Annotated in this window: 25 protein-coding genes; 7 read left to right on the top strand and 18 right to left on the bottom strand. The window is 70.9% G+C overall.

The annotated features are described in order from the left end of the window. The first annotated feature begins 173 nt into the window (after positions 1 to 173). A complete protein-coding gene (locus OG257_RS08590) occupies positions 174 to 806 on the top strand; it encodes a mycothiol-dependent nitroreductase Rv2466c family protein (RefSeq protein WP_329206223.1) in 633 nt (210 codons plus the stop codon). 10 nt (positions 807 to 816) lie between these two features. Here OG257_RS08590 and OG257_RS08585 read toward each other — a convergent pair whose 3' ends face one another. The 14 genes from OG257_RS08585 to OG257_RS08520 all read right to left on the bottom strand — a co-directional run bounded on the left by OG257_RS08585 (position 817) and on the right by OG257_RS08520 (position 14364). Next, a complete protein-coding gene (locus OG257_RS08585) occupies positions 817 to 1587 on the bottom strand; it encodes a sirohydrochlorin chelatase (RefSeq protein ID WP_329206221.1) in 771 nt (256 codons plus the stop codon). Positions 1588 to 1593: 6 nt separating this feature from the next. Continuing rightward, positions 1594 to 2472, bottom strand: a complete 879-nt coding sequence (locus OG257_RS08580) for an ABC transporter permease (RefSeq protein WP_329206220.1) — start codon at positions 2470 to 2472, stop codon at positions 1594 to 1596. Continuing rightward, a complete protein-coding gene (locus OG257_RS08575; RefSeq protein ID WP_329206218.1) occupies positions 2459 to 3250 on the bottom strand; it encodes an ABC transporter ATP-binding protein in 792 nt (263 codons plus the stop codon). Before OG257_RS08575 ends, OG257_RS08580 begins: the two co-directional genes overlap by 14 nt. A 37-nt stretch (positions 3251 to 3287) precedes the next feature. After that, positions 3288 to 4403 carry an aliphatic sulfonate ABC transporter substrate-binding protein gene (locus OG257_RS08570; RefSeq protein ID WP_329206217.1) on the bottom strand — a complete coding sequence of 372 codons (1116 nt, stop codon included), beginning with the start codon at positions 4401 to 4403 and terminating at the stop codon, positions 3288 to 3290. Positions 4404 to 4646: 243 nt separating this feature from the next. Beyond that, a complete protein-coding gene (locus OG257_RS08565; RefSeq protein ID WP_329206215.1) occupies positions 4647 to 5990 on the bottom strand; it encodes a sulfate adenylyltransferase subunit 1 in 1344 nt (447 codons plus the stop codon). Beyond that, a complete protein-coding gene (gene cysD, locus OG257_RS08560; RefSeq protein ID WP_329206213.1) occupies positions 5991 to 6926 on the bottom strand; it encodes a sulfate adenylyltransferase subunit CysD in 936 nt (311 codons plus the stop codon). Beyond that, a complete protein-coding gene (gene cysC / locus OG257_RS08555; RefSeq protein WP_329206212.1) occupies positions 6923 to 7492 on the bottom strand; it encodes an adenylyl-sulfate kinase in 570 nt (189 codons plus the stop codon). The genes cysD and cysC overlap by 4 nt, the downstream gene beginning before the upstream one ends. After that, positions 7492 to 8208, bottom strand: coding sequence for a phosphoadenylyl-sulfate reductase (locus OG257_RS08550; protein ID WP_329206210.1), 717 nt, complete (start codon positions 8206 to 8208; stop codon positions 7492 to 7494). Before OG257_RS08550 ends, cysC begins: the two co-directional genes overlap by 1 nt. Next, the gene (locus OG257_RS08545) at positions 8205 to 8384 is read right to left on the bottom strand and encodes a hypothetical protein (protein WP_329206208.1); all 180 of its coding nucleotides are present in this window, start codon (positions 8382 to 8384) and stop codon (positions 8205 to 8207) included. Before OG257_RS08545 ends, OG257_RS08550 begins: the two co-directional genes overlap by 4 nt. Next, positions 8381 to 10078 (bottom strand): nitrite/sulfite reductase, encoded by a 1698-nt coding sequence (locus OG257_RS08540; RefSeq protein WP_329206206.1) that lies wholly within the window; start codon positions 10076 to 10078, stop codon positions 8381 to 8383. Before OG257_RS08540 ends, OG257_RS08545 begins: the two co-directional genes overlap by 4 nt. A 116-nt stretch (positions 10079 to 10194) precedes the next feature. Continuing rightward, on the bottom strand, positions 10195 to 10278 hold the full coding sequence (locus OG257_RS08535) for a putative leader peptide (RefSeq protein ID WP_310591794.1): 84 nt from the start codon (positions 10276 to 10278) through the stop codon (positions 10195 to 10197). Positions 10279 to 10401: 123 nt separating this feature from the next. Then, on the bottom strand, positions 10402 to 11016 hold the full coding sequence (locus OG257_RS08530; RefSeq protein ID WP_329206204.1) for a GNAT family N-acetyltransferase: 615 nt from the start codon (positions 11014 to 11016) through the stop codon (positions 10402 to 10404). 139 nt (positions 11017 to 11155) lie between these two features. After that, positions 11156 to 12451 (bottom strand): GAF domain-containing protein, encoded by a 1296-nt coding sequence (locus OG257_RS08525; protein ID WP_329206203.1) that lies wholly within the window; start codon positions 12449 to 12451, stop codon positions 11156 to 11158. A 275-nt stretch (positions 12452 to 12726) separates the two neighbouring features. Then, complete coding sequence (locus tag OG257_RS08520) at positions 12727 to 14364, bottom strand: acyl-CoA dehydrogenase family protein (protein WP_329206202.1); 1638 nt, start codon at positions 14362 to 14364, stop codon at positions 12727 to 12729. A 17-nt stretch (positions 14365 to 14381) separates the two neighbouring features. Between OG257_RS08520 and OG257_RS08515 the strand changes: the two genes are divergently transcribed. Together OG257_RS08515 and OG257_RS08510 are read left to right on the top strand one after the other, a co-directional pair. After that, positions 14382 to 15518: a YihY/virulence factor BrkB family protein gene (locus OG257_RS08515; protein WP_329206201.1), complete on the top strand. Its 1137-nt coding sequence runs from the start codon at positions 14382 to 14384 to the stop codon at positions 15516 to 15518. 18 nt (positions 15519 to 15536) lie between these two features. Further along, positions 15537 to 16307 (top strand): DUF6597 domain-containing transcriptional factor, encoded by a 771-nt coding sequence (locus OG257_RS08510; RefSeq protein ID WP_329206199.1) that lies wholly within the window; start codon positions 15537 to 15539, stop codon positions 16305 to 16307. Here the strand turns inward: OG257_RS08510 and OG257_RS08505 are convergent. The 4 genes from OG257_RS08505 to OG257_RS08490 are packed head-to-tail and all read right to left on the bottom strand — an operon-like array spanning position 16250 to position 20011. Next, entirely contained in the window at positions 16250 to 16639 is a 390-nt protein-coding gene (locus tag OG257_RS08505; RefSeq protein ID WP_329206197.1) for a VOC family protein, read from the bottom strand. The two genes, OG257_RS08510 and OG257_RS08505, sit on opposite strands and share 58 nt — an antisense overlap. A gap of 56 nt (positions 16640 to 16695) precedes the next feature. Beyond that, positions 16696 to 18246, bottom strand: a complete 1551-nt coding sequence (locus tag OG257_RS08500) for a 3-hydroxyacyl-CoA dehydrogenase (protein WP_329206195.1) — start codon at positions 18244 to 18246, stop codon at positions 16696 to 16698. 41 nt (positions 18247 to 18287) lie between these two features. Then, positions 18288 to 19067, bottom strand: coding sequence for a CoA-transferase subunit beta (locus OG257_RS08495; protein WP_329206193.1), 780 nt, complete (start codon positions 19065 to 19067; stop codon positions 18288 to 18290). Positions 19068 to 19093: 26 nt separating this feature from the next. Beyond that, entirely contained in the window at positions 19094 to 20011 is a 918-nt protein-coding gene (locus OG257_RS08490) for a CoA transferase subunit A (protein ID WP_329214984.1), read from the bottom strand. A 157-nt stretch (positions 20012 to 20168) separates the two neighbouring features. Between OG257_RS08490 and OG257_RS08485 the strand changes: the two genes are divergently transcribed. The 4 genes from OG257_RS08485 (at position 20169) to OG257_RS08470 (ending at position 24378) form a co-directional block, all read left to right on the top strand. Further along, positions 20169 to 21059: a LysR family transcriptional regulator gene (locus tag OG257_RS08485; RefSeq protein WP_329206192.1), complete on the top strand. Its 891-nt coding sequence runs from the start codon at positions 20169 to 20171 to the stop codon at positions 21057 to 21059. Positions 21060 to 21184: 125 nt separating this feature from the next. Further along, complete coding sequence (locus OG257_RS08480; RefSeq protein ID WP_329206190.1) at positions 21185 to 22411, top strand: acetyl-CoA C-acetyltransferase; 1227 nt, start codon at positions 21185 to 21187, stop codon at positions 22409 to 22411. Between the two features lie 131 nt (positions 22412 to 22542). Next, positions 22543 to 23886 carry an MFS transporter gene (locus tag OG257_RS08475; RefSeq protein WP_329206189.1) on the top strand — a complete coding sequence of 448 codons (1344 nt, stop codon included), beginning with the start codon at positions 22543 to 22545 and terminating at the stop codon, positions 23884 to 23886. Positions 23887 to 23919: 33 nt separating this feature from the next. Next, positions 23920 to 24378: a MaoC family dehydratase gene (locus OG257_RS08470; RefSeq protein WP_329206187.1), complete on the top strand. Its 459-nt coding sequence runs from the start codon at positions 23920 to 23922 to the stop codon at positions 24376 to 24378. Positions 24379 to 24385: the final 7 nt, after the last annotated feature.

Raw genomic sequence — 24385 nt, 5'->3', positions numbered from 1 at the left:
ACCGGCGGACGTACGCACCACCGACCCGGCTCACCCGACGGGCCGCGCCTCCCGGCGCGGCCCGTTGCCGTGTCCGCTCCCAGCAGCCGCCGGGACGGCGCGCCGCAGTGGCCCAGCCTGCCGATGGCTGAATGGCCCAGGAGAGCGGGCCACTCGCTCCTTAGGCTCGTTCCATGAGCACACACACAGACGCCGCGACGGGCGGAACGGCCGTCGACTTCTACTTCGATCCTGCCTGCCCGTTCGCCTGGATCGCCTCCCGCTGGATGCTGGAGGTCGAGCGGGAACGCGACATCGAGCTCCGCTTCCATGTGATGAGCCTCTACCTGCACAACGTCGGCAACGAACTCCCCGGCTGGTACCGGGAGCTGGTCGACAGGTCGATCGGGCCGGTCCGGGTCGCGGCCGCCGCCGCGGCGGACCACGGGGACGGCGTCCTGCGCAACCTCTACACCGCGCTGGGCACCCGTATCCACCAGCAGAAGAACGAGGACTTCGACGCGGTGACCGCCGAGTCGCTGGCCGAGCTGGGGCTGCCCGCCGACCTCGCGTCCGCCGCGCACTCCCCGGTACACGACGAGGCCGTGCGCCGCAGCCACGACCGGGGCAAGGACCCGGCTGCGGACTCCTACGTCGGAACGCCCACGATCCACGTCGACGGCACGGTGTGGTTCGGCCCGGTCCTCAACTCGATCCCGCGCGGCGAGGAAGCGGCGCGGCTCTTCGACAGCTTCCGCGTCCTGGCCGGCCACTCGGACTTCTTCGAGCTCAAGCGCACCCGCACCGGCAGCCTCGACTGCGGCTGAGCCGGACCCGCTACGCGCTCAGCGATGTCACCCGGGCCGCCGGGACGGACGCCTCGTCGTACCGGTTCAGCAGCAGCCGGGCCAGCGTCGGCGAGGGGCCCAGCACACCGGACAGCACATCGGCCCCGGCTTCCTCGGCGCCCGCGGCGATACGGTCAGGGAGCCGGCCGGGCGCGATGACGTACGGGGCCACCGCCACCCGCCGTACACCGTCGGCCCGCAGGGCCCGCACCACATCGGCGGTGCGGGAGAAGCCACCGGCAGAAACAGCGGAGGCGAACGCAGGCCGCACGGCGCACCAACCGGTGTGCCGCAGCTCCCGCGCGATTTCAGCGATCACTGCGATCGCCTCCGGGTCTGTGGAGCCCGCCGAGGCCAGGACGAGCCCGGTCGAGCGCCTGTCGGCGGGGGAGACCCCGGCCTCCTGCAGCCGCTGCTCCAGCGCCGCGTTCAACAGCGGCGACGGTCCGAGCACCTCGGCCTGACGGATACGCAGCTGCGGCAGCCGGGTCCTGGCCTCGTGCAGCACCGACGGGATGTCGGACTTGGCGTGGAAGGCCCGTGTCAGCAGCAGGGGAAGCGCGACGACCTCGCCCGCCCCCTCCGCGACCAGGCGTTCCAGCACCCTGGGCACGGACGGGGCGTTGAACTCCAGGAAGCCCGTCTCCACGCGCAGCCCCGGCCGCAGCGACCGCACCCGCGCGGTGAGCGCGTGCACGGTCGCCGCGTGCCGCGGATCGCGGCTGCCGTGGGCGATGACGAGAAGGACAGGGGCAGACATGGAGACTCAGCTCTTGACGAGGAGACCGCGGCTGCGCAGCACCCGCCGCTCCAGCGGACTGAAGATCAGCAGGTCGATGGCGATGCCGACGAACAGGATGAGGAGGATCGCCAGGAAGATCCCCGGCATGTCGAAGTTGTTGCGGCCGTTCTCCAGCAACTGGCCGAGTCCCAGACCGAGATCGGGCGACGACGCGATGATCTCGGCGGCCATCAGCGAACGCCAGGAGAACGCCCAGCCCTGCTTGAGACCCGCCAGATAGCCCGGCAGAGAGGCCGGCAGGACGATGTGCCAGGTCCCGCGCAGCCCGGTCGCACCGATCGTGCGGCCCGCGCGCAGGAACAGCGGCGGCACCTGGTCGACGCCGGAGACCAGTCCGTTGGCCACGGACGGGACCGCGCCGAGCAGGATCACCGCGTACATCGTCTTGTCGTCGAGGCCGAGCCAGATGATGGCCGGCGCCACCCACGCCACGGAGGGCAGGGACTGCAGCCCGGACAGGATCGGTCCGATCGCCGCCCGGACCACCTTCACCCGCGCCACCAGCAGACCCAGCGGGGTGCCGATCACGACGGCCATCACGAAGCCCAGCAGACCGCGCGACACACTGGTCCAGATGACCTCCAGCAGCGTCCCCTGCGCCCACATGTCGGTCAGGCTGTGCCAGACGGCGGAGGGTGGCGGCAGCTTGTAGTCGTCGGTGACCTTCGCCCAGACCAGCAACTGCCAGACGAGCACCACCAGCACGACCGCGAGGACCGGCGGCAGGACCTTGTTGAGCAGGATCTCGCGGGCCGGAGTCCTGCGCACCTGTACGGCGTCGAGCGCGTCCAGGCCCGCCTCGAGACCTGCCAGGTCGTCGGCCTTCGTTTCAGTGCTGGCCATGACGGCGGATCTCCCCACGCAGTTGTTCGGTGATCTCGACGGACAGCTCCGCCACGGCGGTGTCCTCGATACGGCGCGGCTGCTCGATGTCGACCGTCCACTCACGGGCGATCCGGCCGGGCCGCGACGACAGCAGGATGACGCGCTGCGCGAGCCGTACCGCCTCGCGCACGTTGTGGGTGACGAAGAGGACCGAGGCGTTCGTCTCGCGCCAGATCCGGGTCAGTTCGTCGTGCAGCACATCGCGGGTGATGGCGTCGAGCGCCGCGAACGGCTCGTCCATCAGGAGCAGTTGGCTGTCCTGGGCGAGTGCCCGGGCCAGGGCCACACGCTGGCGCATGCCGCCCGAGAGCTCGTGCACCCGCTTCCCGTACGCCCCGCCGAGCCGCACGAGTTCGAGCAGGCGCTCCGCCTCCGGGCGGCGGTCCGCCTTGGCGACCCCGCGCAGGCGCAGGGCCAGTTCGATGTTCCTGCCCGCGGTCAGCCACGGGAAGAGGGCGTGCTCCTGGAACATCAGGGCCGGCCGCCCGCCGGGGGTCTCGATGGACCCCGCGGTCGGGCGGTCGAGCCCCGCGACCAGGTTGAGCAGCGTCGACTTGCCGCACCCGGAGGCTCCCAGGAGGGTGACGAACTCGCCCGGAGCGACATCGAGCGTGATGTCGTCCAGGACGAGCTGCTGCCCCGTCGGTCCGGCGAAGGACTTGGAGACGTGCGTGATACGAGCGGCGTGCTCGACCGCTGCACGGTCCTCGGCCTTGGTGAGGGTGGTGGTCGCCATGGTCGTCACCTCCTGGGGAATCCGGGTACGGGTCGGGTTACTTGACGCCGAGACCGGCGTCGGCGACCTCGGGCTGGCCCGCGGCCTTGAGGATCTTGTTCAGCGGCTTCAGGTCGTAGATGCCGTTGAGCTCGGGCTTCTCCAGGAGACCGGCCTCGACCGCGTGGTCCGCCTGCGCCTGGAGCGTCGCGGCCAGCGGGTCGTTGGTGATCTGGATGGACTCCCACGCGGGGTCGAGGACCTCGGCGGGCAGCGCCTTGCCGCTGAGAGTCTTGAGCGCGGCGTTGGCCGAGGCCTTCGCCTCGGCCGGGTTGGCGGTGATCCACTTGTTGGTGTTCACGGTGCCGCGCAGCACGGCCTCGACGACATCAGGGTGCTCGGTGAGGAACTTCTGCGACACGATGATGTTCGTGATCACGAACTTGTTGTCGGGCCACAGCGTCGACTCGTCGAGCAGGACCTTCCCGCCCTCGGCGACCAGCTTGGACGCGGTCGGCTCCGGGACCCAGGCGCCGTCCAGGGCGCCCGACTTGTAGGCGTCGGGCGTCACCTTGTTGTCCGAGCGGACCACGGAGACGTCGCCCTTGCCGCTCTGGGCGTCGACCTTCCAGCCCTTCTCGGAGATCCAGTTGAGGAACGCGACGTCCTGGGTGTTGCCGAGCTGCGGGGTGGCGATCTTCTTGCCCTTGAGATCGTCCAGCGTCTTGATCTTCTTCGGGTTGACGACCAGCTTCACTCCGCCGGACGCCGAACCGCTGATGATCCGCAGGTTCTTGCCCTGGGACTTGGCGAAGCCGTTGATCGAGGGGGAGGGGCCGATGAAGCCGATGTCGATCGAACCCGCGTTGAGCGCCTCGATCTCGGAGGGCCCGGCGTTGAACGTCGAGGGCTTGACCGTGGTGCCGCCCAGCTCCTTGGCGATCAGCCCTTCCTGGATACCGACCAGGGCGGTGGCGTGCGTGAGGTTCGGGAAGTAGCCGATCTTCACAGTGTCCGCGGAGAGCTTCTTTCCGTCGGCGGAGACGTTCGACTTCTTGGCGTCGTCGTCCTTCGCCTCGGAGCCGTAGCCGCAGGCGGTGAGCGCCACGGCGAGCAGCGGCAGAGCAGCGGCAGCGGCGAGGCTGCGGCGGAGAGTGGTACGGGGGGCAGACACGGGAGGCTTTCCTCTCGTTGGCCCGGTACTCACGTCCCCCGGAAGTCCGGGGACGCGGCCGGGAGGTCGGCAGGTCTTCGTCTGAACGGGTGGTGCGGGCGGAGCAGTTGGTGCGAGCGGGCGCGCAGGCAGTGCGCGTACGTCATCACGCACATCGCCCGACCCCGCCCTGGCCGCTGCCGAGGGCGCCGCTGCCGACCCGGCCGCCCTCCTTCGCGAAGGTCGAGAAGAAGTCAGTGATCATCAGAAGTCCCATTCCGCGTCCTCGGCGGCGGCGTCCGCGTCCGCTGCCGCGTCGGTGGCGGCGGTGAACGAGGCGCCCGCCATGCCGGCCGTCAGCGTCGTGCCGTCCGCGGGGTCGATCAGCAGGAAGGAGCCGGTGCGCCGGGAGTCCGCATAGGCGTCGAGCGCGAGCGGCTCGGCCGTACGGACCACCACCCGGCCGATGTCGTTGGCCACCAGCTGCCCGGGAGCCGGGTGCTGGGAGAGGTCGTCCAGCGTGAGCCGTGACGGGATGTCCTTGACGATCGCCTTGACCGTACGGGTGGTGTGCTTGAGCAGCACCCGCTGACCCACGGTGAGCGGCCGGTCGGCCACGTGGCAGACGGTGGCCTCGACGTCCTGCGTGATGGCGGGGGCGTCGTCCGCGGGGGCGAGCAGGTCGCCGCGCGAGACGTCGATGTCGTCGGCCAGCCGGATCGTCACCGACTGCGGGGCCCAGGCGATGTCGACGCTCTCGCCGAGCGCGTCGATCCCCTCGATCGTCGTGGTGCGCCCGGACGGCAGCACGGAGACGGTCTCACCGACCCGGAAGACCCCGGCCGCGATCTGACCGGCGTACCCCCGGTAGTCGGGGTGCTCGGCGGTCTGCGGGCGGATCACGTACTGCACGGGGAAGCGCGCGTGGCATGCCGTCAGGTCGTGGCTGACCGGCACGGTCTCCAGGTGCTCAAGGACCGTCGGGCCGCCGTACCAGTCCATGTGGGCGGACGGTTCCACGACGTTGTCGCCGGCCAGTGCGGAGATCGGGATCGCGGTGATCTCGGGGACACCGAGAGAGGCCGCGTACGCGGTGAACTCCTCGGCTATGGCGGCGAACACGGGCTCCGCGTACTCGACCAGGTCCATCTTGTTCACGGCGAGCACCACGTGCGGGACACGGAGCAGCGCCGCGACGGCGGCGTGCCGGCGGGTCTGCTCGACGACGCCGTTGCGGGCGTCGACCAGGACGACGGCCAGCTCCGCCGTGGAGGCGCCCGTGACCATGTTGCGGGTGTACTGCACGTGCCCCGGGGTGTCGGCGAGGATGAACCGGCGCCGGGTGGTGGCGAAGTAGCGGTACGCGACGTCGATGGTGATGCCCTGCTCGCGCTCGGCGCGCAGACCGTCGGTCAGCAGCGCCAGGTCGGGCGCCTCCTGGCCGCGGTTGGTCGAGGCCAGCGCGACGGCCTCCAGCTGGTCGGTGAGGACCGACTTGGAGTCGTGCAGGAGCCGTCCCACGAGGGTGGACTTGCCGTCGTCGACGGACCCCGCGGTGGCGAACCGCAGCAGGGTGGTGGCCGACAACTGCTCAGTAGTGGTGGTCATTTAGAAGTACCCCTCGCGCTTGCGGTCTTCCATCGCGGCCTCGGACATCTTGTCGTCGGCGCGGGTCGCGCCCCGCTCGGTGAGCCGGGAGGCGGCGATCTCGGTGATCACGGCGTCCAGCGTGGTGGCGTCGGAGTCGACGGCACCGGTGCAGGACATGTCGCCGACCGTGCGGTAACGGACCTGACGGGTCTCGACCGTCTCGTGGTCCTTGGGGCCGCCCCAGTCGCCTGCGGTCAGCCACATGCCGGAGCGGTTGAAGACCTCGCGGTCGTGGGCGAAGTAGATCTCAGGGAGCTCGATCCCCTCGCGCTCGATGTACTGCCAGACGTCGAGCTCGGTCCAGTTGGAGATCGGGAACACCCGGACGTGCTCACCGGCGGCGTGCCGGCCGTTGTACAGCTGCCACAGCTCGGGGCGCTGCCGGCGCGGGTCCCACTGGGAGAACTCGTCGCGCAGCGAGAAGACCCGTTCCTTGGCCCGTGCCTTCTCCTCGTCGCGCCGGCCGCCGCCGAACACGGCGTCGAAGCGGTGCTGCTGGATGGCCTCGGTCAACGGGACGGTCTGCAGCGGGTTGCGGGTGCCGTCGGGGCGCTCGCGGAGCTTGCCCGCGTCGATGTACTCCTGGACGGAGGCGACATGCAGGCGCAGCCCGTGCTTCTCGACGGTGCGGTCCCGGTATTCGAGGACCTCCGGGAAGTTGTGCCCGGTGTCGACGTGCAGCAGCGTGAAGGGGATCGGGGCCGGGGCGAATGCCTTGAGGGCCAGGTGCAGCATGAGGATCGAGTCCTTGCCGCCGGAGAAGAGGATCACCGGCCGCTCGAACTCGCCCGCCACCTCGCGGAAGATGTGCACCGCCTCCGACTCCAGGGAGTCGAGGTGGCTGAGCGCGTACGGATTGACGGTGCCTTCCGGCACGGTGGCGACAGTGCTCACGCCAGGCCCCTCTCGGTGAGCAGCGCACGAAGCGCCGCTGCGGACTCCTGCACGGTCTGCTGGTGCGACTCGATCCGCAGATCCGGCGACTCGGGTGCCTCGTAGGGGTCGTCGACCCCGGTGAGGCCACTGATCTCGCCCGCCGCCTGCTTGGCGTACAGCCCCTTCACATCACGTACGGAGCACACCTCGACCGGCGTCGCGACGTGCACCTCCAGGTAGGCGGTGCCCTCCGCGCCGTGGCGCTTGCGCACCGCGTCCCGGCTGTCGGCGTACGGGGCGATGACCGGCACGAGCACCTTCACGCCGTTGGCCGCCAGCAGTTCGGCGACGAAGCCGATCCGCTGGACGTTGGTGTGCCGGTCCTCGCGGGAGAAGCCGAGGCCCGCGGAGAGGAACTCCCGGATCTCGTCGCCGTCCAGGACCTCGACCCGGTGGCCGTCACTGCGCAGCCGGCCGGCCAGCTCGTACGCGATGGTGGTCTTGCCCGCGCTCGGCAGACCGGTGAGCCAGACGGTGGCTCCCGTCTCCGTCACGCTCATCGAAATCTCCTGATCAGTCGTCATCAGCCGTGCAGCCCGCATTCGGTCTTTCCGCGCCCGGCCCAGCGGCCGGCCCGTGCGTCCTCGCCCTCCAGCACCCGACGGGTGCAGGGCGCGCAGCCGACGGAGGCGTAACCGTCCATCAGCAGCGGGTTGGTCAGTACGCCGTGCTCGGCGACGTACGCGTCCACGTCGTCCTGGGTCCAGCGGGCGATCGGCGAGACCTTGACCTTGCGGCGCTTCTCGTCCCAGCCGACGACCGGGGTGTTCGCCCGGGTGGGGGACTCGTCGCGGCGCAGGCCGGTCGCCCAGGCCCCGTACGCGGTCAGGCCCTCCTCCAGCGGCTTGACCTTGCGCAGCGCGCAGCACAGGTCGGGGTCGCGGTCGTGCAGCTTCGGTCCGTACCGGGCGTCCTGCTCGGCCACGGACTGGCGCGGGGTCAGCGTGATGACGTTGACGTCCATCACCGCGTCCACCGCGTCCCGGGTCCCGATCGTCTCCTCGAAGTGGTAGCCGGTGTCGAGGAACACCACGTCCACGCCCGGCGCGACGCGGGAGGCGAGGTGTGCGACGACCGCGTCCTCCATGGAGGAGGTGACGCAGAACCGCTTGCCGAAGGTGTCGGTGGCCCACTTCAGGATGTCGAGCGCGGAGGCGTCCTCCAGCTCGCGCCCCGCACGTTCGGCCAGCTCCTTCAGGGCCTCGTCGGTGAGCTCGCCGGCTTGCAGCGTGTCCGTCATGTCCCGTCCCCTTCCACGTCGTTGCGCTGGAGTCCGTGGGCCAGCAGGCCCAGGAACTTCAGCTGGAACGCGCGATTGCAGGAAGCACATTCCCAGGCGCCGTGCCCCGCCTCGTGCGGGCGCAGGTCCTCGTCGCCGCAGTACGGGCAGTAGAAGGGCGCAGCTCGTTCGCTCATGACAGCGACTCCGCACTGGCCCGCGCGGCCCAGGTCGCGAAGCGCTCGTCGTCCTCGCGCTCCTCCTGGAACCTGCCGAGGACCCGCTCGACGTAGTCGGGCAGTTCGGCCGAAGTGACCTTCAGTCCACGGACCTTGCGGCCGAATCCGGCCTCCAGGCCGAGCGCGCCGCCGAGGTGCACCTGGTAGCCCTCGACCTGGTTGCCGTCGGCGTCGAGCATGAGCTGGCCCTTGAGACCGATGTCCGCGGTCTGGATGCGGGCGCAGGCGTTGGGGCAGCCGTTGATGTTGATGGTGAGCGGCTCCTCGAAGTCCGGCAGGCGGCGCTCCAGTTCGTCGATGAGCGCGGCGCCGCGCGCCTTCGTCTCGACGATCGCCAGCTTGCAGAACTCGATGCCGGTGCAGGCCATCGTGCCGCGCCGGAAGCTGGAGGGCTTCACCTGGAAGTCCAGCGCCTCCAGCCCGGCGGAGAGGGACTCGACCTGGTCCTGCTCCACATCGAGGATGATCATCTTCTGCTCGACGGTGGTGCGGACCCGGCCCGAGCCGTGCGCCTCGGCCAGCTCCGCGATCTTGGCCAGGGTGGAACCGTCCACCCGGCCGACGCGCGGGGCGAAGCCCACGTAGAAACGGCCGTCCTGCTGCTGGTGGACACCGATGTGGTCGCGCCAGCGTGAGGAGGGTTCGGCGGGGGCGGGGCCGTCCAGCAGCGGACGCTTCAGGTACTCGTCCTCCAGCACCTGACGGAACTTCGCGGGACCCCAGTCGGCCATCAGGAACTTGAGGCGGGCACGCGTGCGCAGACGGCGGTAGCCGTAGTCGCGGAAGATGCCGACGACACCGGCCCAGACATCGGGAACCTCGTCCAACGGCACCCAGGTGCCCAGGCGTTCGGCCAGCCGCGGGTTGGTGGACAGGCCGCCGCCGACCCAGACGTCGAAGCCCGGACCGTGCTCGGGGTGGTCGACACCGACGAAGGCGATGTCGTTGATCTCGTGCACCACGTCCTGGACGGGCGAGCCGGAGATCGCGGTCTTGAACTTGCGCGGCAGGTTGGAGAACTCCGGGCTGCCGATGTACCGGTCGTGGATCTCGTCCACCGCGGGCGTGCCGTCGATGATCTCGTCCGCGGCGATGCCGGCGACGGGCGAGCCGATGATCACGCGGGGGCAGTCGCCGCAGGCCTCGGTCGTGGAGAGCCCGACGGCCTCCAGCTTCTCCCAGATCGCCGGGACGTCCTCGATGCGGATCCAGTGCATCTGGACGTTCTGCCGGTCGGTGATGTCGGCCGTCCCGCGCGCGTACTGCTCGGAGATCTCACCGATCACCCGCAGCTGCGCGGTCGTCAGCCGTCCGCCGTCGATGCGCACCCGCAGCATGAAGTACGAGTCCTCGAGCTCCTCGGGCTCGAGCACCGCGGTCTTGCCGCCGTCGATGCCGGCCCGGCGCTGGGTGTAGAGACCCCACCAGCGCATACGGCCGCGAAGATCGTTCGGGTCGATCGAGTCGAAGCCGCGCTTGGAGTAGATCGTCTCAATGCGTGTCCGCACGTTGAGACTGTCGTCGTCCTTCTTGAACTGCTCGTTCCCGTTGAGCGGGGTGTAGTGACCCATGGCCCACTGACCTTCACCACGGTGACGTCCGGCCTTGCGGCGGGGCGTGGCGGTAGCAGGCTGTTCGGGGGTGGCGGCCATGGCAAATACGTCCTTCGGGACTGCAGGAGGGCGGCTCTGAACTGCACACTCGCGTGAAGCGCGGCGGTGCGCAGGGATGAAGCGTGATCAGGGGGGCGCGGCGGTGCTGGAGACTCTCAGCGTGCCGGACAGATGGCGCTGGACATGCGGCCGAGGTCGACGTGCCGCCGACTCACCAAGGCAATTCCAGTTCCAGACATGAAGGAAGCGTGTCACGCGGATCTCGGGGCAGTCCACCACGATCCAGTATGTGGACGAGATGGTCCCGGAATGTGAGACGCTGTGGCATCCGTCACTTCCGGGACATCGACAAAGCGACTTTGTCAGGCCGCGGAGTCGTCGTACGCGCCGGGCCAGGGGCCGGGGTTCACGGCGTCGGGCTCCCGCTCGGTCCGGGTGTCGAACAGCCGGAAACCGCGGCGCAGGTAGTTGTCCATGGCGTGCGGGCCGTCGTTGGAGCAGGTGTGCACCCACACCCGCTCGGTGGGCATCCGGTCGGGGTGGCGTTCGGCCAGATCCCAGGCGCGCGCGACACCGTACGACAGCAGGTGGCCGCCGATGCGGCGCCCCCGGAAGGCCGGGATCAGCCCGAAGTAGCCGATCTCGACCACACCGCCCTCCTGCGAGTCGAGCTCGATGAAACCGGCGGGGGTCCCGTTCTCGTACGCCACCCAGGTCTCCGCGCCCGGACGGTCCAGGACCTCCTGCCACTGCGCGTACGTCAGTCCCAGCCGGTCGGTCCACCGGATGTCCCCGCCCACCGCCGTGTACAGGAACCGGCTGAACTCCGGCAGTGCCGTCTGCGACCGGACGATCCGCACATCGCCCGTGGGAGCGGCCGCGGGGCGCAGATCGTCGGGCGAGGTCTGCTCCAGGGACCAGATGGTCACCTCGGAGGTGGGAGCGGCAGGGGCGGCGGGAAGGGTGGGGTTGCTCATGGCCGCCAGAAAACCACGCCGCCCGCGCCGCGCCAAACCCGGTCCACGCAGGACCCGCGCCGCCCCGGACCTGCGGCCCGATGCCGGGCCACCCCTGCCCGGCCCGTCCGGGAGTCCGCCCACCGCTGTCCGGCCGGTCTCAGACCGTACCCGCGGACGTACGCGTCCTGACCACCACCGGAGCCGTCGAACGGGGCAGCAGGTCCGCCGGCAGGTCCGGATGGATCACCTCCACCTCCACCCCCTCACCGAAGCGGTACGGGCGATGGGCGAGCACCTCCGCCAGATGGCGCCGTATACGGGAGATCTCCGCCCGGACCGTCACCGTCCGGGTCGGGTCGCCGAAGATGTCCTGGGCCAGCTCCGCCGCGGTGCGCCCCTCCCGGTGCAGGGCCAGGGCGTACAGCAGCTCCGCGTGGCGGGGGGAGAGCCGCTGGGTCCAGGCGCCCACCGGACCCGCGACATGCACCGCGAGCCCACGCTCCCGGCTCAGGTCGAGCACCACGCGGCGCGGCGGCCCGTCGGCCCGGCCGTCCGCCACCTGCACCAGCCAGCCCCCCGGCAACGGCTCCACGAGGCACATCCCGAGCGACGCCAGCCACACCCGGCCCGGCTGCAGCGACTTCGGCAGCGGCAGCCGGTCCACGGGCGGCATCCCGATGACGGCGGCCAGCCAGCCATGGGTGTCCACCACCAGCGCACGGCCGCCCAGCCGGCACAGGATCGGCGCCGCCACCGACCGCAGCCGCTCGATCGCCACCAGGTGCCGTGTCCGCAGTTCGCTCTCCGCCAGCGAGGCCACCGAGCCGACCAGCGCCAGTGTCGTCGGATGGAACGTGGACGCCGGGCCGCTGATGTCGACGATGCCCATCAGCCGTCCGTCGCGCGGATCGCGCACCGGGGCCGCCGCACACGTCCAGTTGTGCAGGGCGCGGATGAAGTGCTCGGCCGAGTGGACCTGCACCGGAGTGCGGGTGGCGAGCGCCGTGCCGATCGCGTTCGTCCCGGTCGTCGACTCCGACCAGGCGGCGCCCTCCTCCAGGCAGATGTCCTTGGCGAGGCGCATCACGGCCGTGTGGCCCTGGCGCCACAGCACCCGGCCCTCGTTGTCCGTGACGACCAGGATCTGCTGGGCGGCGTCGGCGATCGCGGCCAGCCCGTCCCGCAGCATCGGCATGACGTCGCCGAGCACCGTGCTCCGGCGCCGGTGCTCGATCTCGTCCGCCTCCAGCAGCTCGCTCTCCGGTGACTGCTCGGGATCGATGCCGCTGCGGAGCACCCGGTCCCAGGACGCGTCGATCTCCGCGCGCGGGACCGGCACCCCGCGCGCGCCCGCCAGACGGGCCTCCCTGGCCCGGTGCACGAGGCGGGTGGCGGTCACCACCGGACGCGGGTCTGCTGGCCGTCGCGTTGCCACGGCAGGGCTTGTCTTCATGACGGGTTCCCCCAAAAACAAAGCGTGGACCCGGTCCGGACGGGAAAGCACCGGGTCCAGAAGACCCATCCTGCCGTGCCCGGGTCCGCGGTGCGGCGCACTCGCCACAATGGTTGCAACCCTTTGCAACTCTGGTGACAGGCCGCAGATCGTATGAGAGTGGCAGAACACCGGACTGGGAGTCCTCGGCTCCGCCGTCCGGTGGTCCACAAAGGTGGAGGGTGGTGCCGTGTCGGCGCAGCACCACCTTCCATCGTTGGCCGTACGCCGGAGAACTACCGGTCCTGGGCCCGTGCCCGCTCCACGATCGACGCCAGGTCCAGGCTGTGCGGCAGCGTCCCGAACGCGGAGCCCCAGTCCCCGCCGAGCCGCGAGGCGCAGAACGCGTCCGCGACCTCCGGAGGAGCCCAGCGCAGCAGCAGCGAGCCCTGGAGCACGAGCGCCATCCGCTCCACCAGCCGCCTGGCCCGCGCCTCCACGGCATCCAGATCCGCCAGCTCGGTCAGCAGGTCCTTGATCGCGGCATCGAGCCGGTGATCGGCGCCGCGCGCCTTTCCGACCTCCAGCAGGAACGCGTTGAGCGCCTGCGGCTCGCGCTGGAGCGCGCGCAGCACATCGAGCGCCTGCACGTTGCCCGAGCCCTCCCAGATCGAGTTGAGCGGCGCCTCGCGCAGCAGCCGGGGCATCCCGGACTCCTCCACGTACCCGTTTCCGCCGAGGCACTCCAGGGCCTCGCCGACCACCGCGCTGCACCGCTTCGTCACCCAGTACTTGGCGGTCGGCACCGCGATCCGCAGGAAGGCGCGCTCCGCGTCCGTGTCCGCGTCGTACGCGGCGGCCAGCCGCAGCGCCAGCGTCGTGGCCGCCTCCGACTCCAGCGCCAGATCGGCCAGGACGTTGCGCATCAGCGGCTTCTCGATCAGCAGGCCGCCGAACGCGCTGCGGTACGCGGTGTGATGGATCGCCTGCGCCACCGCCTGCCGCATGAGCGCCGACGAACCGACCACGCAGTCCAGCCGGGTCGCCGCCACCATCTCGATGATGGTGCGCACCCCGCGCCCCTCCTCGCCGACCAGGCGAGCCCAGGTCCCGTCGAACTCGACCTCGGCGGAGGCGTTGGACCTGTTGCCCAGCTTGTCCTTGAGGCGCTGGATCGCGAACGCGTTGCGGGCTCCGTCCGGCAGGACGCGTGGCACGAGGAAGCAGCTCAGCCCGCCCGGCGCCTGCGCCAGCACCAGGAAGCCGTCGGACATCGGTGCCGAGCAGAACCACTTGTGGCCGGTGAGCAGATACTCGCCGTCGCCGGCCAGCGGCTCGGCGCGGGTCGTGTTGGAGCGCACATCGGTGCCGCCCTGCTTCTCCGTCATGCCCATCCCGAAGAGCACACCGGCCTTCTGCGACGGGGGCCGCAGCCCCTCCTCGTACACGTGCGAGGTCAGCAGGGGCTCCCACTCGCCTGCCAGCGCGGGATCGGTCCGCAGCGCGGGGACGGCGGCGTGCGTCATCGACAGCGGGCAGCCGTGGCCGGCCTCGGCCTGTGTCCACACCAGGAACCCGGCCGCCCGCCGCACATGTCCGGCCGGGCGGCCCCAGGCGTCGGTCAGACCGGCCGAGACCGCATGCCCCAGCAGCCGGTGCCAGGCCGGATGGAACTCCACTTCGTCGACGCGGTGTCCGTAGCGGTCGTGCGTATGCAGTCCGGGCGGATTCTCGTTCGCCTGAGCACCCCACAGCTGAGCCTGGACGGAGCCGGCGGACAGACCGAGCGCCCCGAGTTCCCTCTGCGCCTCGGGGAGGATCTCGGGCGCGATGTGTCTCCCGACCGCTTCGGTGAGGGCGCGGTCGGTGGCGAAGACGTCATAGCCGACCAGCGGCGGGACCTGGTTGGTCACTGTGTGGGTGCTTGCTGCCATGCCGATACGGTAAGGACGTGCAGGCAGCAAAAGAAACACCCGAGCGGCCACCGGGTCGGCTCCACCGGGCTCGAGTCCTCTACCGCAACGTATCCAAGCGGCAGATGGCGTGGCAGTTGCTCAAGGACACGGTCAACTCGTGCATGGAATACCGCATCCTCGGTCTCGCGGCCGAGGCGGCGTTCTTCACCCTGCTGTCACTGCCGCCGCTGCTGCTCGGGCTGATCGGCCTGCTCGGCTACGTCGACGACTGGACCGCCACCACCACGGTCGCCTCCATCGAGCGCAACATCCTCGGTGCGGTGCAGACGGTGCTGTCCGAGCGGGGCGTGAAGGACATCGCCAGGCCGCTCATGGACGACGTGACGACCGGTGCGCGCCCCGATGTCATCTCGCTCGGCTTCGCCATCGCCCTCTGGTCGGGTTCCCGTGCGGTGAACGTCTTCATCGACACCATCACCGTGATGTACGGGCTCGACGGGCACCGGGGCATCGTCAAGACCCGCCTGCTCGCCTTCCTGCTGTACGTGGTCGCCCTGCTGCTGGGAGCGGTGGTGCTGCCGTTGCTGGTGGTCGGTCCCGACCGGGTCGTGGAGTTCGTCCCGTGGGGCACCGAGGTACTCGCCGTCCTGTACTGGCCGTTGGTCATCGTGCTGTCGATCGCGTTCCTGACGACGCTCTACCACGTCTCCGTACCCGTCCGTTCGCCGTGGATCGAGGATGTTCCCGGTGCGCTGGTGGCGCTCGGGATGTGGGTGGTGGGCTGCTTCCTGCTGCGGATCTATCTCACGAACACGGTCGAAGGGCCCACGATCTACGGTTCGTTGGCCGCGCCCATCGCTGTCCTGCTCTGGATAGGTATCTCAGCATTCGCCGTACTTGTCGGTGCTGCCGTGAATGCCGCGATCGACCGGGTATGGCCTTCGCTTGCCACCGCAGCGGCCCGTGCGGCCAACGAGCGGCTACGGGCGGCCCAGGCGGCCGAGCTCGTGGCCAGGGCCCAGTCGGCGAACTGGGACGCCTACGCGGACGACGAGGACGAGGACGTGTACATGCCGTCCGAGTTCCCCGAGCGCTGGTCCCGCTTCCTGCCGCCGGACGACGTGAAGTCCCGGCTCCACGGGAACCGGGACAAGGACGCCAAGGAGCAGTGACGCCGTAGCGTGGTGCCCATGGGTGCGGACGGACGGTATGAGGAGCGGTCGTCGCGCTTCGGCGGTGCGACGGTCTGGAACTGGAGCGGGCCGCGTGACCCGGCACGGGCCGTCCTGCCCGACGGTTGCATGGACCTGCTCTGGACCGGCGGCCGGCTGCTGGTGGCGGGCCCCGACACCCGTGCGTTCACCGCCACTGAGGCCGCCCCCGAATCCTGCACCGGAATCCGCTTCGCGCCCGGAACGGCGCCCGCACTCCTCGGCGTGCCCGCGCACGAGCTGCGTGACCGGCGGGTCCCCCTCGACGCGGTGTGGCCGGGCGCGGAGGTCCGCAGACTGGCCGAGAGGATCGACGGGACCGCCGACCCGGCCGCCGCGCTGGAGGACATCGCCCTGCGCAGGGCCGCCGACGCGAGCCCGCCGGACCCGCTCGCGGTGTCCGTCGCGGAGCGGCTCGGGCAGGGACTCTCCGTCGCCGACACGGCCCGGTCGGTCGGGCTGGGAGCACGCCAGCTGCACCGGCGCTCCCTGGCCGCCTTCGGGTACGGGCCGAAAACCCTCGCCAGAATCCTGCGGCTGCAGCGCGCCCTGGCCCTCGTACGGGCCGGAACGCCGTACGCCGAGGCCGCCTGCGCCGCCGGGTGCACCGACCAGGCCCATCTGGCCCGTGAGGTGAGGGACCTGGCCGGTACGACGCTCGGCGGCTACCTCACCGCGCTGGGCGGGGCCGGTCAGGCGCCGGCGAAGAGCGACACCGCGCTGCCGTCCGGATCGAGCACGACGGCATAGCGCTGCCCCCACACGGCGTCCCAGGGCTCCAGGTGGCCCTGGTAGCCGGCACCGGTCAGTTCGGCGTACACCGCGTCGACCTCCGCCGGGCTGTCGCACAGGAAGGCGAGGCCGACACGCTCGCCGCCCTTCGAACCGGTCCACTCCGGATCGAAGGTACGGACGACGTCCTCCGTGTCCCACAGCAGACGCTGCCCGCCGGGCAGGGCCACTTCGACATGGGGTGCGGATTCCGCGCCGGCGGGGATGTCGAGTCCGAGCCGGCGGTAGAAGGCGAGCGATGCGGCCAGGTCCGCGGTCGTGATGCTGATCGCGTCGAGTCGTGGAGTCATGGACCGAAGGTATGCGGGTCACCGTTCGCAGGTCTTGTACGAAACGGTCACCGCCGTCATCCGGTCGTGCAGGCGGCGGGCGAGGTGCCCGGGTCCGTCAGCGGAAGGCCGAGCTGGGCGCGTTCGGTGAGCCAGCGGGTCGGCCGGTGGCGGGGGTCGCCGGTCGTCGCGTGCAGGGCCCGCTGCAGCTCCAGCATCCGGGCGGCACCGATCCGGTCGCCCCAGGCGAGTGGTCCCACCGGGTAGCCGAGCCCGGCCGTCACCGCCAGGTCGATGTCCGACGGGGTGGCGAGCGAGCGCTCGGCGATCGACGCGGCGACGGACACCACCGAGGCGAGCAGCCGTTGCGCGACCGAACCCGCCGTGTCCCGCACCACCGACACGGCGTACGGCTCCTCGCCGTCCGCCGCGCGGGCCAGTACCGCGCGGGCGTCCCGCGCGGCGTCCGGGCCGGCCGCGGGCGTCACCGCGAGCACGCGGCGGCGGCCGGCCGCGGGCAGCGGGTCCACGCCGAAGGTGCGCCCGGCGGGCAGGCCCAGCGAGGCCACCGCGGCGGCCACCGTGGTACCCCAGACCGGAACCAGGACGACGGCGTCGGCGGAGGGCGCGGAACCGCTCTCGACGGTGGCTCCCGCGGCGGTCAGAGCCGCGCGGAGGGCGTCGGCGCCGGACGCTGCGCCCGTGCCCGTGTGCACCACGAACACCGGCCGGTCGGCATCGCCCGTGACCGGCGCCTCCGCGGCCGGGGCGGGCGCCTCGGAGCCGTACGCGAACCAGCCCTGCCCGGTCTTGCGGCCGTGCAGGCCCGCCGCCACCCGGTTCGGGGTCAGGTAGGAGGGGCGGAGCCGGTCCTCGTACCGGAAGCCCTGCCAGATCGAGTCGATCACGGCCGCGGTGACATCGAGTCCGGTGAGGTCCATCAGCTCGAACGGGCCCATCCGCAGCCCCAGCACGTCCCGGGCGATCCGGTCGATGCCCGCCGGGTCGGCGACCGACTCCTCCAGCAGCGCGAGCGCCTCGGTCACCAGACCGCGCCCGGCGTGGTTGACCAGGAAGCCGGGGGTGTCGGCGACCGTGACCGCACGGTGGCCGCAGCTCTCGACCAGCTCGGTCAGCGCCGGCACGATCTCGGGGCGGGTCGCGGCTCCCGGCACGACCTCGACGATCTTCATCAGCGGTACGGGGTTGAAGAAGTGCAGCCCCGCCAGCCGCGTGGGGTCCTTCAGCGACGCGGCGATCCGGGTCACCGACAGGGACGAGGTGTTGGTCGCGAAGACGGCGGAGCCGGGCAGGGCCTGCTCCAGCTTCCCGAACACCTCCGCCTTGGTGTCCAGGTCCTCCCGTACGGCCTCGATGACCAGGTCGACGTCAGGTCCCTGTGCCCAGGGATCGTCCAGGGGGACCAGCCGCTCCAGGGCGGCGGCGCAGCCCCCGGCGGAGATCCGGCCCTTGTCCACGGCGCGTTCCAGCATGGACCGTACGAAGTCCACGGCCGCCGTCACCGCCTCCGTACGGACGTCGCACAGCTCGACGGTGTGTCCTGCGGACGCCGCCCACTGGGCGATACCGCGGCCCATGGCTCCGGCGCCGACGATCCTGATACGCATGGAAGATGGGGTCCTCTCGGGGTTCGGGACGGTGAGTCGTCTCAGCGAAGATAGACGCGGTCGGGATCGACGTCCTCCCGCAGGAGCCGCAGCTCCGCGGCGGTGGGTGGCGGCACGGTGGCGACCGAGTCGGCCACCTTCAGGTCCCAGCCCGTCGCCGCCCGCACCTGCTCCACCGTGACGCCCGGGTGCACCGAGACCAGCCGGAGCTCCTCGCCGATGCCCTCGCGGGCCAGGATGCCCAGTTCGGTGATGACGCGGGTGACGCCGACCCCCAGCGGCCGGATGCCCTCGGCGAGCGCGCGGTCCGGGCCCGGTGTGGTGCAGAAGTCCAGGGCCTCGGTGAAGGAGCGCGGATTGTGGCGTCGCATCACCACGAAGACCTCACGGGAGTTGGCCATCACCTCGATGCCGCCGCCGGATCCGGGCAGCCGCACCGAGGGGCTCTCCCAGTCGCCGATCACGGACGTGTTCAGATTGCCCCACCGGTCGATCTGCGCCGCGCCCAGGAAGCCGACGTCGATGTGGCCGCCCTGCAGGACGTTGCCGAACAGGGCCGGCATCGACAGCACCGCCTCCGCGCCGGAGATGAGCACGGCGTCGGCGATGGTCTCGGGCAGGTGCGAGGGGTGCGCCCCGCAGACCCCGGACTCGTACACGACCTCGATCTGCGGGGCCACCGTCAGGTGGGCCAGCTCGGTGGCGAGCGTCGGCAGTCCGATTCCGGCGAAGACCGTGCGGCGCGCGGCCAGTTCGCGGGAGGCGACGACGGAGAGCAGCTCCGAGGACGTGACGGTGCCCGGCTCGGTGGTGGTGGTCATGACCAGCTCCTTCTCGTGTTCCGCGCTCACAGCCGACGTCCGTAGTTCACCGGTTCGCTGAGCGCCTCGCCGACCGCGAGCCCCGCCCAGAAGTCCTCGCCCAGTCTGGCGACGTACTCGGAGTGGTCGGCCGTGCCGTACACCCACTCCCGCAGCCACTCCTGCAGCCGCTCCGGGTCCTTGCTGATGTGGGACCAGGCCCGGTAGAAGTCGTTGTCCCGGTCGTAGTAGCCCTGTGCGAACGAGGGGTGCGCGCCGCGCGGGCAGACGACGACGGCGTCCACCGCGTGGGCGGGGACGAGCGTGCGGTTCGGGTCCGAGCGGACCACCTCGTCGCCGACGATCTCCTCCACGACGACGACGGCCTTGCCGGCCGCGTACACGGCCTCGGCCTGGATGCCCGTCAGGCCCCACATCTGCGTGTTGCCCCTGCGGTCGGCCCGCTGGGCGTGGATGAACGTCACGTCCGGGTTCACGGGCGGCACGACGTAGATCTGCTCGGTTTCGCCGTCCGGCCCCGGATAGGGCGAGGCGACCTTGCGCAGATCGCTGTTGACGGACGGCAGGTCGCTGCCCCCGTAGCTGCGCAGCGGATAGAACGGCAGCCGCTGGGCTCCGGCGAGATAGCGGCAGATCATGCCGTAGTGGCTGTACTCCTCGAAGGCGAGGGGCGCGGGGTCGCTGCTCTCGATCCGGCGCCGCAGTTCACCGAGCGAACCGGCGGAGGAGTTGCCCACGAAGGAGGAGACCAGCCGCGAGACGCAGCCCGCGGCGATCATCTGGTCCACCACGATGTCCGCGGTCATCCGCACGACCGTGAGGTCGCGGCGGCCCTGGCGGATGATCTCGTGCCCGGCCGCGGTGGGGATGAGGTGGGTGAAGCCTTCCAGGCAGACGGTGGCGCCGTCCTGGACGAAGGCGGCGACGGCCGCCTTCATCGACATGGTCTTGTCCGGCCCGTCGTCGGTCCTGTCCGTCCGGTCCACGGTGCTCCTCGGCGAGTGTGTGCTGGTCGGCCTACCGTGTCAGCGGCCATTGATTGCTGTCCAATACCAAATTAAGGTCGGATCAAGACCGCTGATTAATGAATGGGTGTTCCGTATGGAACTGCGTCATCTGACCGCCTTCACCGCCGTGGCCGAGGAGCTGCACTTCGGCCGGGCCGCCAAGCGGCTGCAGATGGCGCAGCCGCCGCTCAGCCAGCAGATCCGGCAGCTGGAGAAGGAGCTCGGCGTCCAGCTCTTCGAGCGCAACACCCGCTCGGTGCGGCTCACCAGCGCGGGGGAGTCCTTCCTCGAACCCGTACGGACCGTGCTCGACGACCTCGATACGGCGGTACGGGCGGCCAGGGCCGCGGGGCGGGGCGAGTACGGGCGGGTCACGATCGGCTTCGCCGGTGCCTCCAGCCACGAGACGCTGCCGCAGCTGACCCGGGCCGTCCGTGCGGCCCACCCCGCGCTGGAGCTCGTCATGAAGGGGCAGACGTACGCCAACGTCGCCCTGTCCCGGGTCGCCGACGGATCGCTCGACCTGGGCTTCGTCCGCCTCCCGGTGACCCAGCCGGGGGTGGCCTACCGGGTGATCGACGAGGAGGAGCTGCTCTGTGCGCTGCCCTCCGACCACCGGCTGGCGCACCTGGAGAGCATCCCGATCGGGATCCTCGCCGACGAGCCCTTCGTCTCCTTCCCCGCCAACACCGGGTCCACCGTGCGCGACGCGATGGTCGAGGCCTGCGAGGCCACCGGCTTCAATCCGCGTGTCGTCCAGGAGGCGCCCGACTCGTACACGATCCTGGCCCTGGTCGCCGCGGGCGTCGGTGTCACCCTCACCGTCTCCTCCTGCCGGCACATCCAGCAGAACGGGCTGGTGTACCGGCCCCTCGCCGGCCCGCCCATCCGGCGGCAGGCGGCGCTGGCCTGGCGTGCCGACAACCCCTCCGCGGCGCTCCGCGCGGTGCTGGCGGTCGCCGAGGAGGCCCTGCCGACGCCGTAGGGGCACGCCCCGGGGGCGATTGAGACGCGCTGCGTCTTGAAGAGGGGGCAACTCGATATTGGACCGACTCAGTGGTCGGGTGCGAAGGTCGCCCCACACACCCGAACCGCCGAAAGGTGTCCCCCGTGCCCGACCAGACCGATGTCGTCATCTGCGAACCGCTGCGCACCCCCATCGGACGTTTCGGCGGAGCCTTCGCCCAGCAGACGCCGGCCGCGCTCGCCGCACGCGTCATCGCCGAGGTCGTCGCCCGTACGGGGATCGACCCGGCCCGGGTCGACGAGGTGATCCTCGGCCACGCCTACCCCACGTCCGACGCCCCGGCCATCGGCCGGGTCGCCGCCCTCGACGCCGGACTCCCCGACTCGGTCACCGGCGCCCAGATCGACCGGCGCTGCGGGTCCGGCCTCCAGGCCGTCCTGGACGCGGCCATGCAGATCCGGGCCGGATTCAGCGACGTCGTCATCGCCGGCGGTGTCGACGTGATGAGCGCCGCCCCCTACTACACGCACGACGGGCGCTGGGGCATCAAGGGCCCCGGACTGCAGCTCCACGACTCACTGGCCCGCGGCCGGGTCACCGCCGGGGGCGTCAACCACCCCGTACCCGGCGGCATGATCGAGACCGCCGAGAACCTGCGGCGCGCCTACTCCGTCAGCCGCGCCGACCAGGACGCCCTGGCCCTGCGCTCGCAGGCCCGCGCCGCCCGCGCCGCCGCGGAGGGCCGCTACGACGCCGAGACCGTTCCCGTCACCGTACGGAATCGCAAGGGCGAGACGGTCGTGACCGCCGACGAGCACCCCCGCCCCGACACGACCGCCGAGCAACTTGCCGCGCTGCGCCCCATCATGGGCAAGTCCGACCCGGAGGCGACCGTCACCGCGGGCAACGCCAGCGGCCAGAACGACGCCGCCGCGGCCTGCCTGGTCACCAGCGCCGCCACCGCCGAACGGCTCGGGCTGACCCCGCTGGTCCGGCTCGTCTCCTTCGCCCGGGCCGGAGTCCCCGCCGCGACCATGGGCATCGGTCCCGTACCGGCCACCCACGCGGCCCTCGGCCGCGCCGGTCTCACCCTCGCCGACCTCGACCTCATCGAGATCAACGAGGCCTTCGCCGCGCAGGTCCTGGCCTGCACCCGGGAACTGGGCCTCGGCGAGAAGGACCACGAGCAGCGGATCAACGTCAATGGTTCCGGCGTCTCGCTCGGCCACCCGGTGGGCGCCACCGGGGCCCGCATCCTCGCCACGCTCACCCGCGAGATGCACCGCAGCGAGGCCCGCTACGGCCTGGAGACCATGTGCATCGGCGGCGGCCAGGGCCTCGCCGCGGTCTTCGAGCGCATCACCGTCTGACCGTCCCCCGTCCCCGTCCCCTCTTCGAGGACTCTTTCCCTTCCCCAACGCGTGACACCGGGCGTCCCGGGAGACGCCCCTGTCCGCCATGCCCCCATCCGCTTGATCAACGATGTTCACGGGAGCCACCTATGAGTGCGTCCACCGCAACCGCACGCGAGAAGACGAAAGCCGCCAACCGCGCAGGATTCGGAGCCTTCATCGGCTCCACCATCGAGTGGTTCGACTTCTACATCTACGGAACCGCGGCGGCGCTCGTCTTCGACAAGGTGTTCTTCCCCGAACTCGAAGGCCCCATAGGCACCCTGGTCGCCTTCGCGACCTTCTGGGTCGGCTTCCTCGCCCGCCCCATCGGCGGCATCATCTTCGGCCACTACGGCGACCGCCTCGGCCGCAAGAAGACCCTCGTCATCACCCTCCTGATGATGGGCATCTCCACCACCGCGATCGGTCTGCTCCCCGGCTACGCCTCCATTGGCATCGCCGCCCCGATCCTGCTGGTCTGCATCCGCATGATCCAGGGCATCGGCCTCGGCGGTGAGTGGGGCGGCTCCGTCCTGATCGCCTCCGAGCACGCCCCCAAGGGCAAGTCCGTGCTGTACGGGGCCTTCGCCCAGCAGGGCTCGCCCGTCGGCAACACCCTCTCGACGGTGAGCTTCCTGGCCATCAGCCAGCTGCCCGACGCCGCCTTCGTCTCCTGGGGCTGGCGGGTGCCGTTCCTCGCCTCCGCCGCACTCGTCATGGTCGGCCTGCTGGTCCGGCTGAAGGTCACCGAGTCCCCGGCCATGGCCAAGCTCATCGAGAAGAAGGAAGTCGTCAAGCTCCCGCTGACCGAGGTCCTGCGCAGCCACCCCATGCTGATCGTCCTCGGCATCGGCGCCTGCACGATCGGCCTGTCGGCGACCTACTTCAAGTCGACGTTCGCCCTGTCCTGGGCCACCACGTCGCTCGACTTCGACCGCAGCTCGTTCCTGACGATCATCCTGGTCGCCAACATCACCCAGATCATCGTCCAGCCCTTCGGCGCCGTGATCGCCACCCGGATGAAGAGCTGGTCCCGCGCCGTGATCGTGATGCTGGTGCCCGAACTGGTCCTGATGCCGGTGATGTTCGTCCTCATCAGTACCGAGAACTACGGGCTCGCGATGCTCGGGGTCGCCGTCGCCACCATCCCGCACTGCCTCTACTACGCGGCCCTCGCCGGCATGCTCGCCAGCCGCTTCCCCGCCCATCTGCGCTACACGGGCATCTCGCTCTGCTACCAGCTGTGCGGCACCCTGCTCGGCGGCACGACCCCGATCATCGGCCAGTTCCTGCTCAACCGGACGGGCTCGATCACCGCGGTCATCGCGTACGCCGTCTTCCAGGTGGCGCTGACGCTGGGCTGCATGCTGCTCCTGCTCAAGCGCCCCAACCACGACGAGCAGGCCGCTGAGCCGGTCGCCGCCCGCCGCACCGCCTCCGTCACCGCCTGACCGCCCCGTACGAAGAGAACGGAGTACCGCCCCATGCCCCTGACCGTGCACGGCATCCAGGAGATCCTCGCCCTCGGCGGGCGCGACCTCGGGCACTCCGCCTGGAAGGAAGTGACCCAGGAGCTCATCGACACGTACGCGTACGTCTCCGGTGACCACCAGTGGATCCACACCGACACCGAACGCGCCGCGGCCGGCCCGTACGGGCGCACCATCGCCCACGGCTACATGGTCCTGAGCTGGGGCATCCCGATGTTCGGCGAGCTGCTCCAGGTGAGCGGCGTGGGACGCGCGCTCAACTACGGGGTCAACCGGGTCCGATACCCGGCGCCCGTCCCCGTCGGAAGCCGCGTGCGGCTGCACGCCTCCGTCACCGAGGTGAAGGAGGTCCCGCGGGGCGGCGTACAGATGACGCGGGCCTTCACCTTCGAACTCGAAGGGTCGCAGAAGCCGGCCTGCGCCGCGGAGTCGCTGACGCACTTCTACCCGTGAGGACCGC

This window comes from Streptomyces sp. NBC_00683 (assembly GCF_036226745.1).
Taxonomy (GTDB): domain Bacteria; phylum Actinomycetota; class Actinomycetes; order Streptomycetales; family Streptomycetaceae; genus Streptomyces.
Note: the sequence above shows the minus strand (reverse complement) of the source record. Positions and strands in the feature narration are given on the sequence as shown.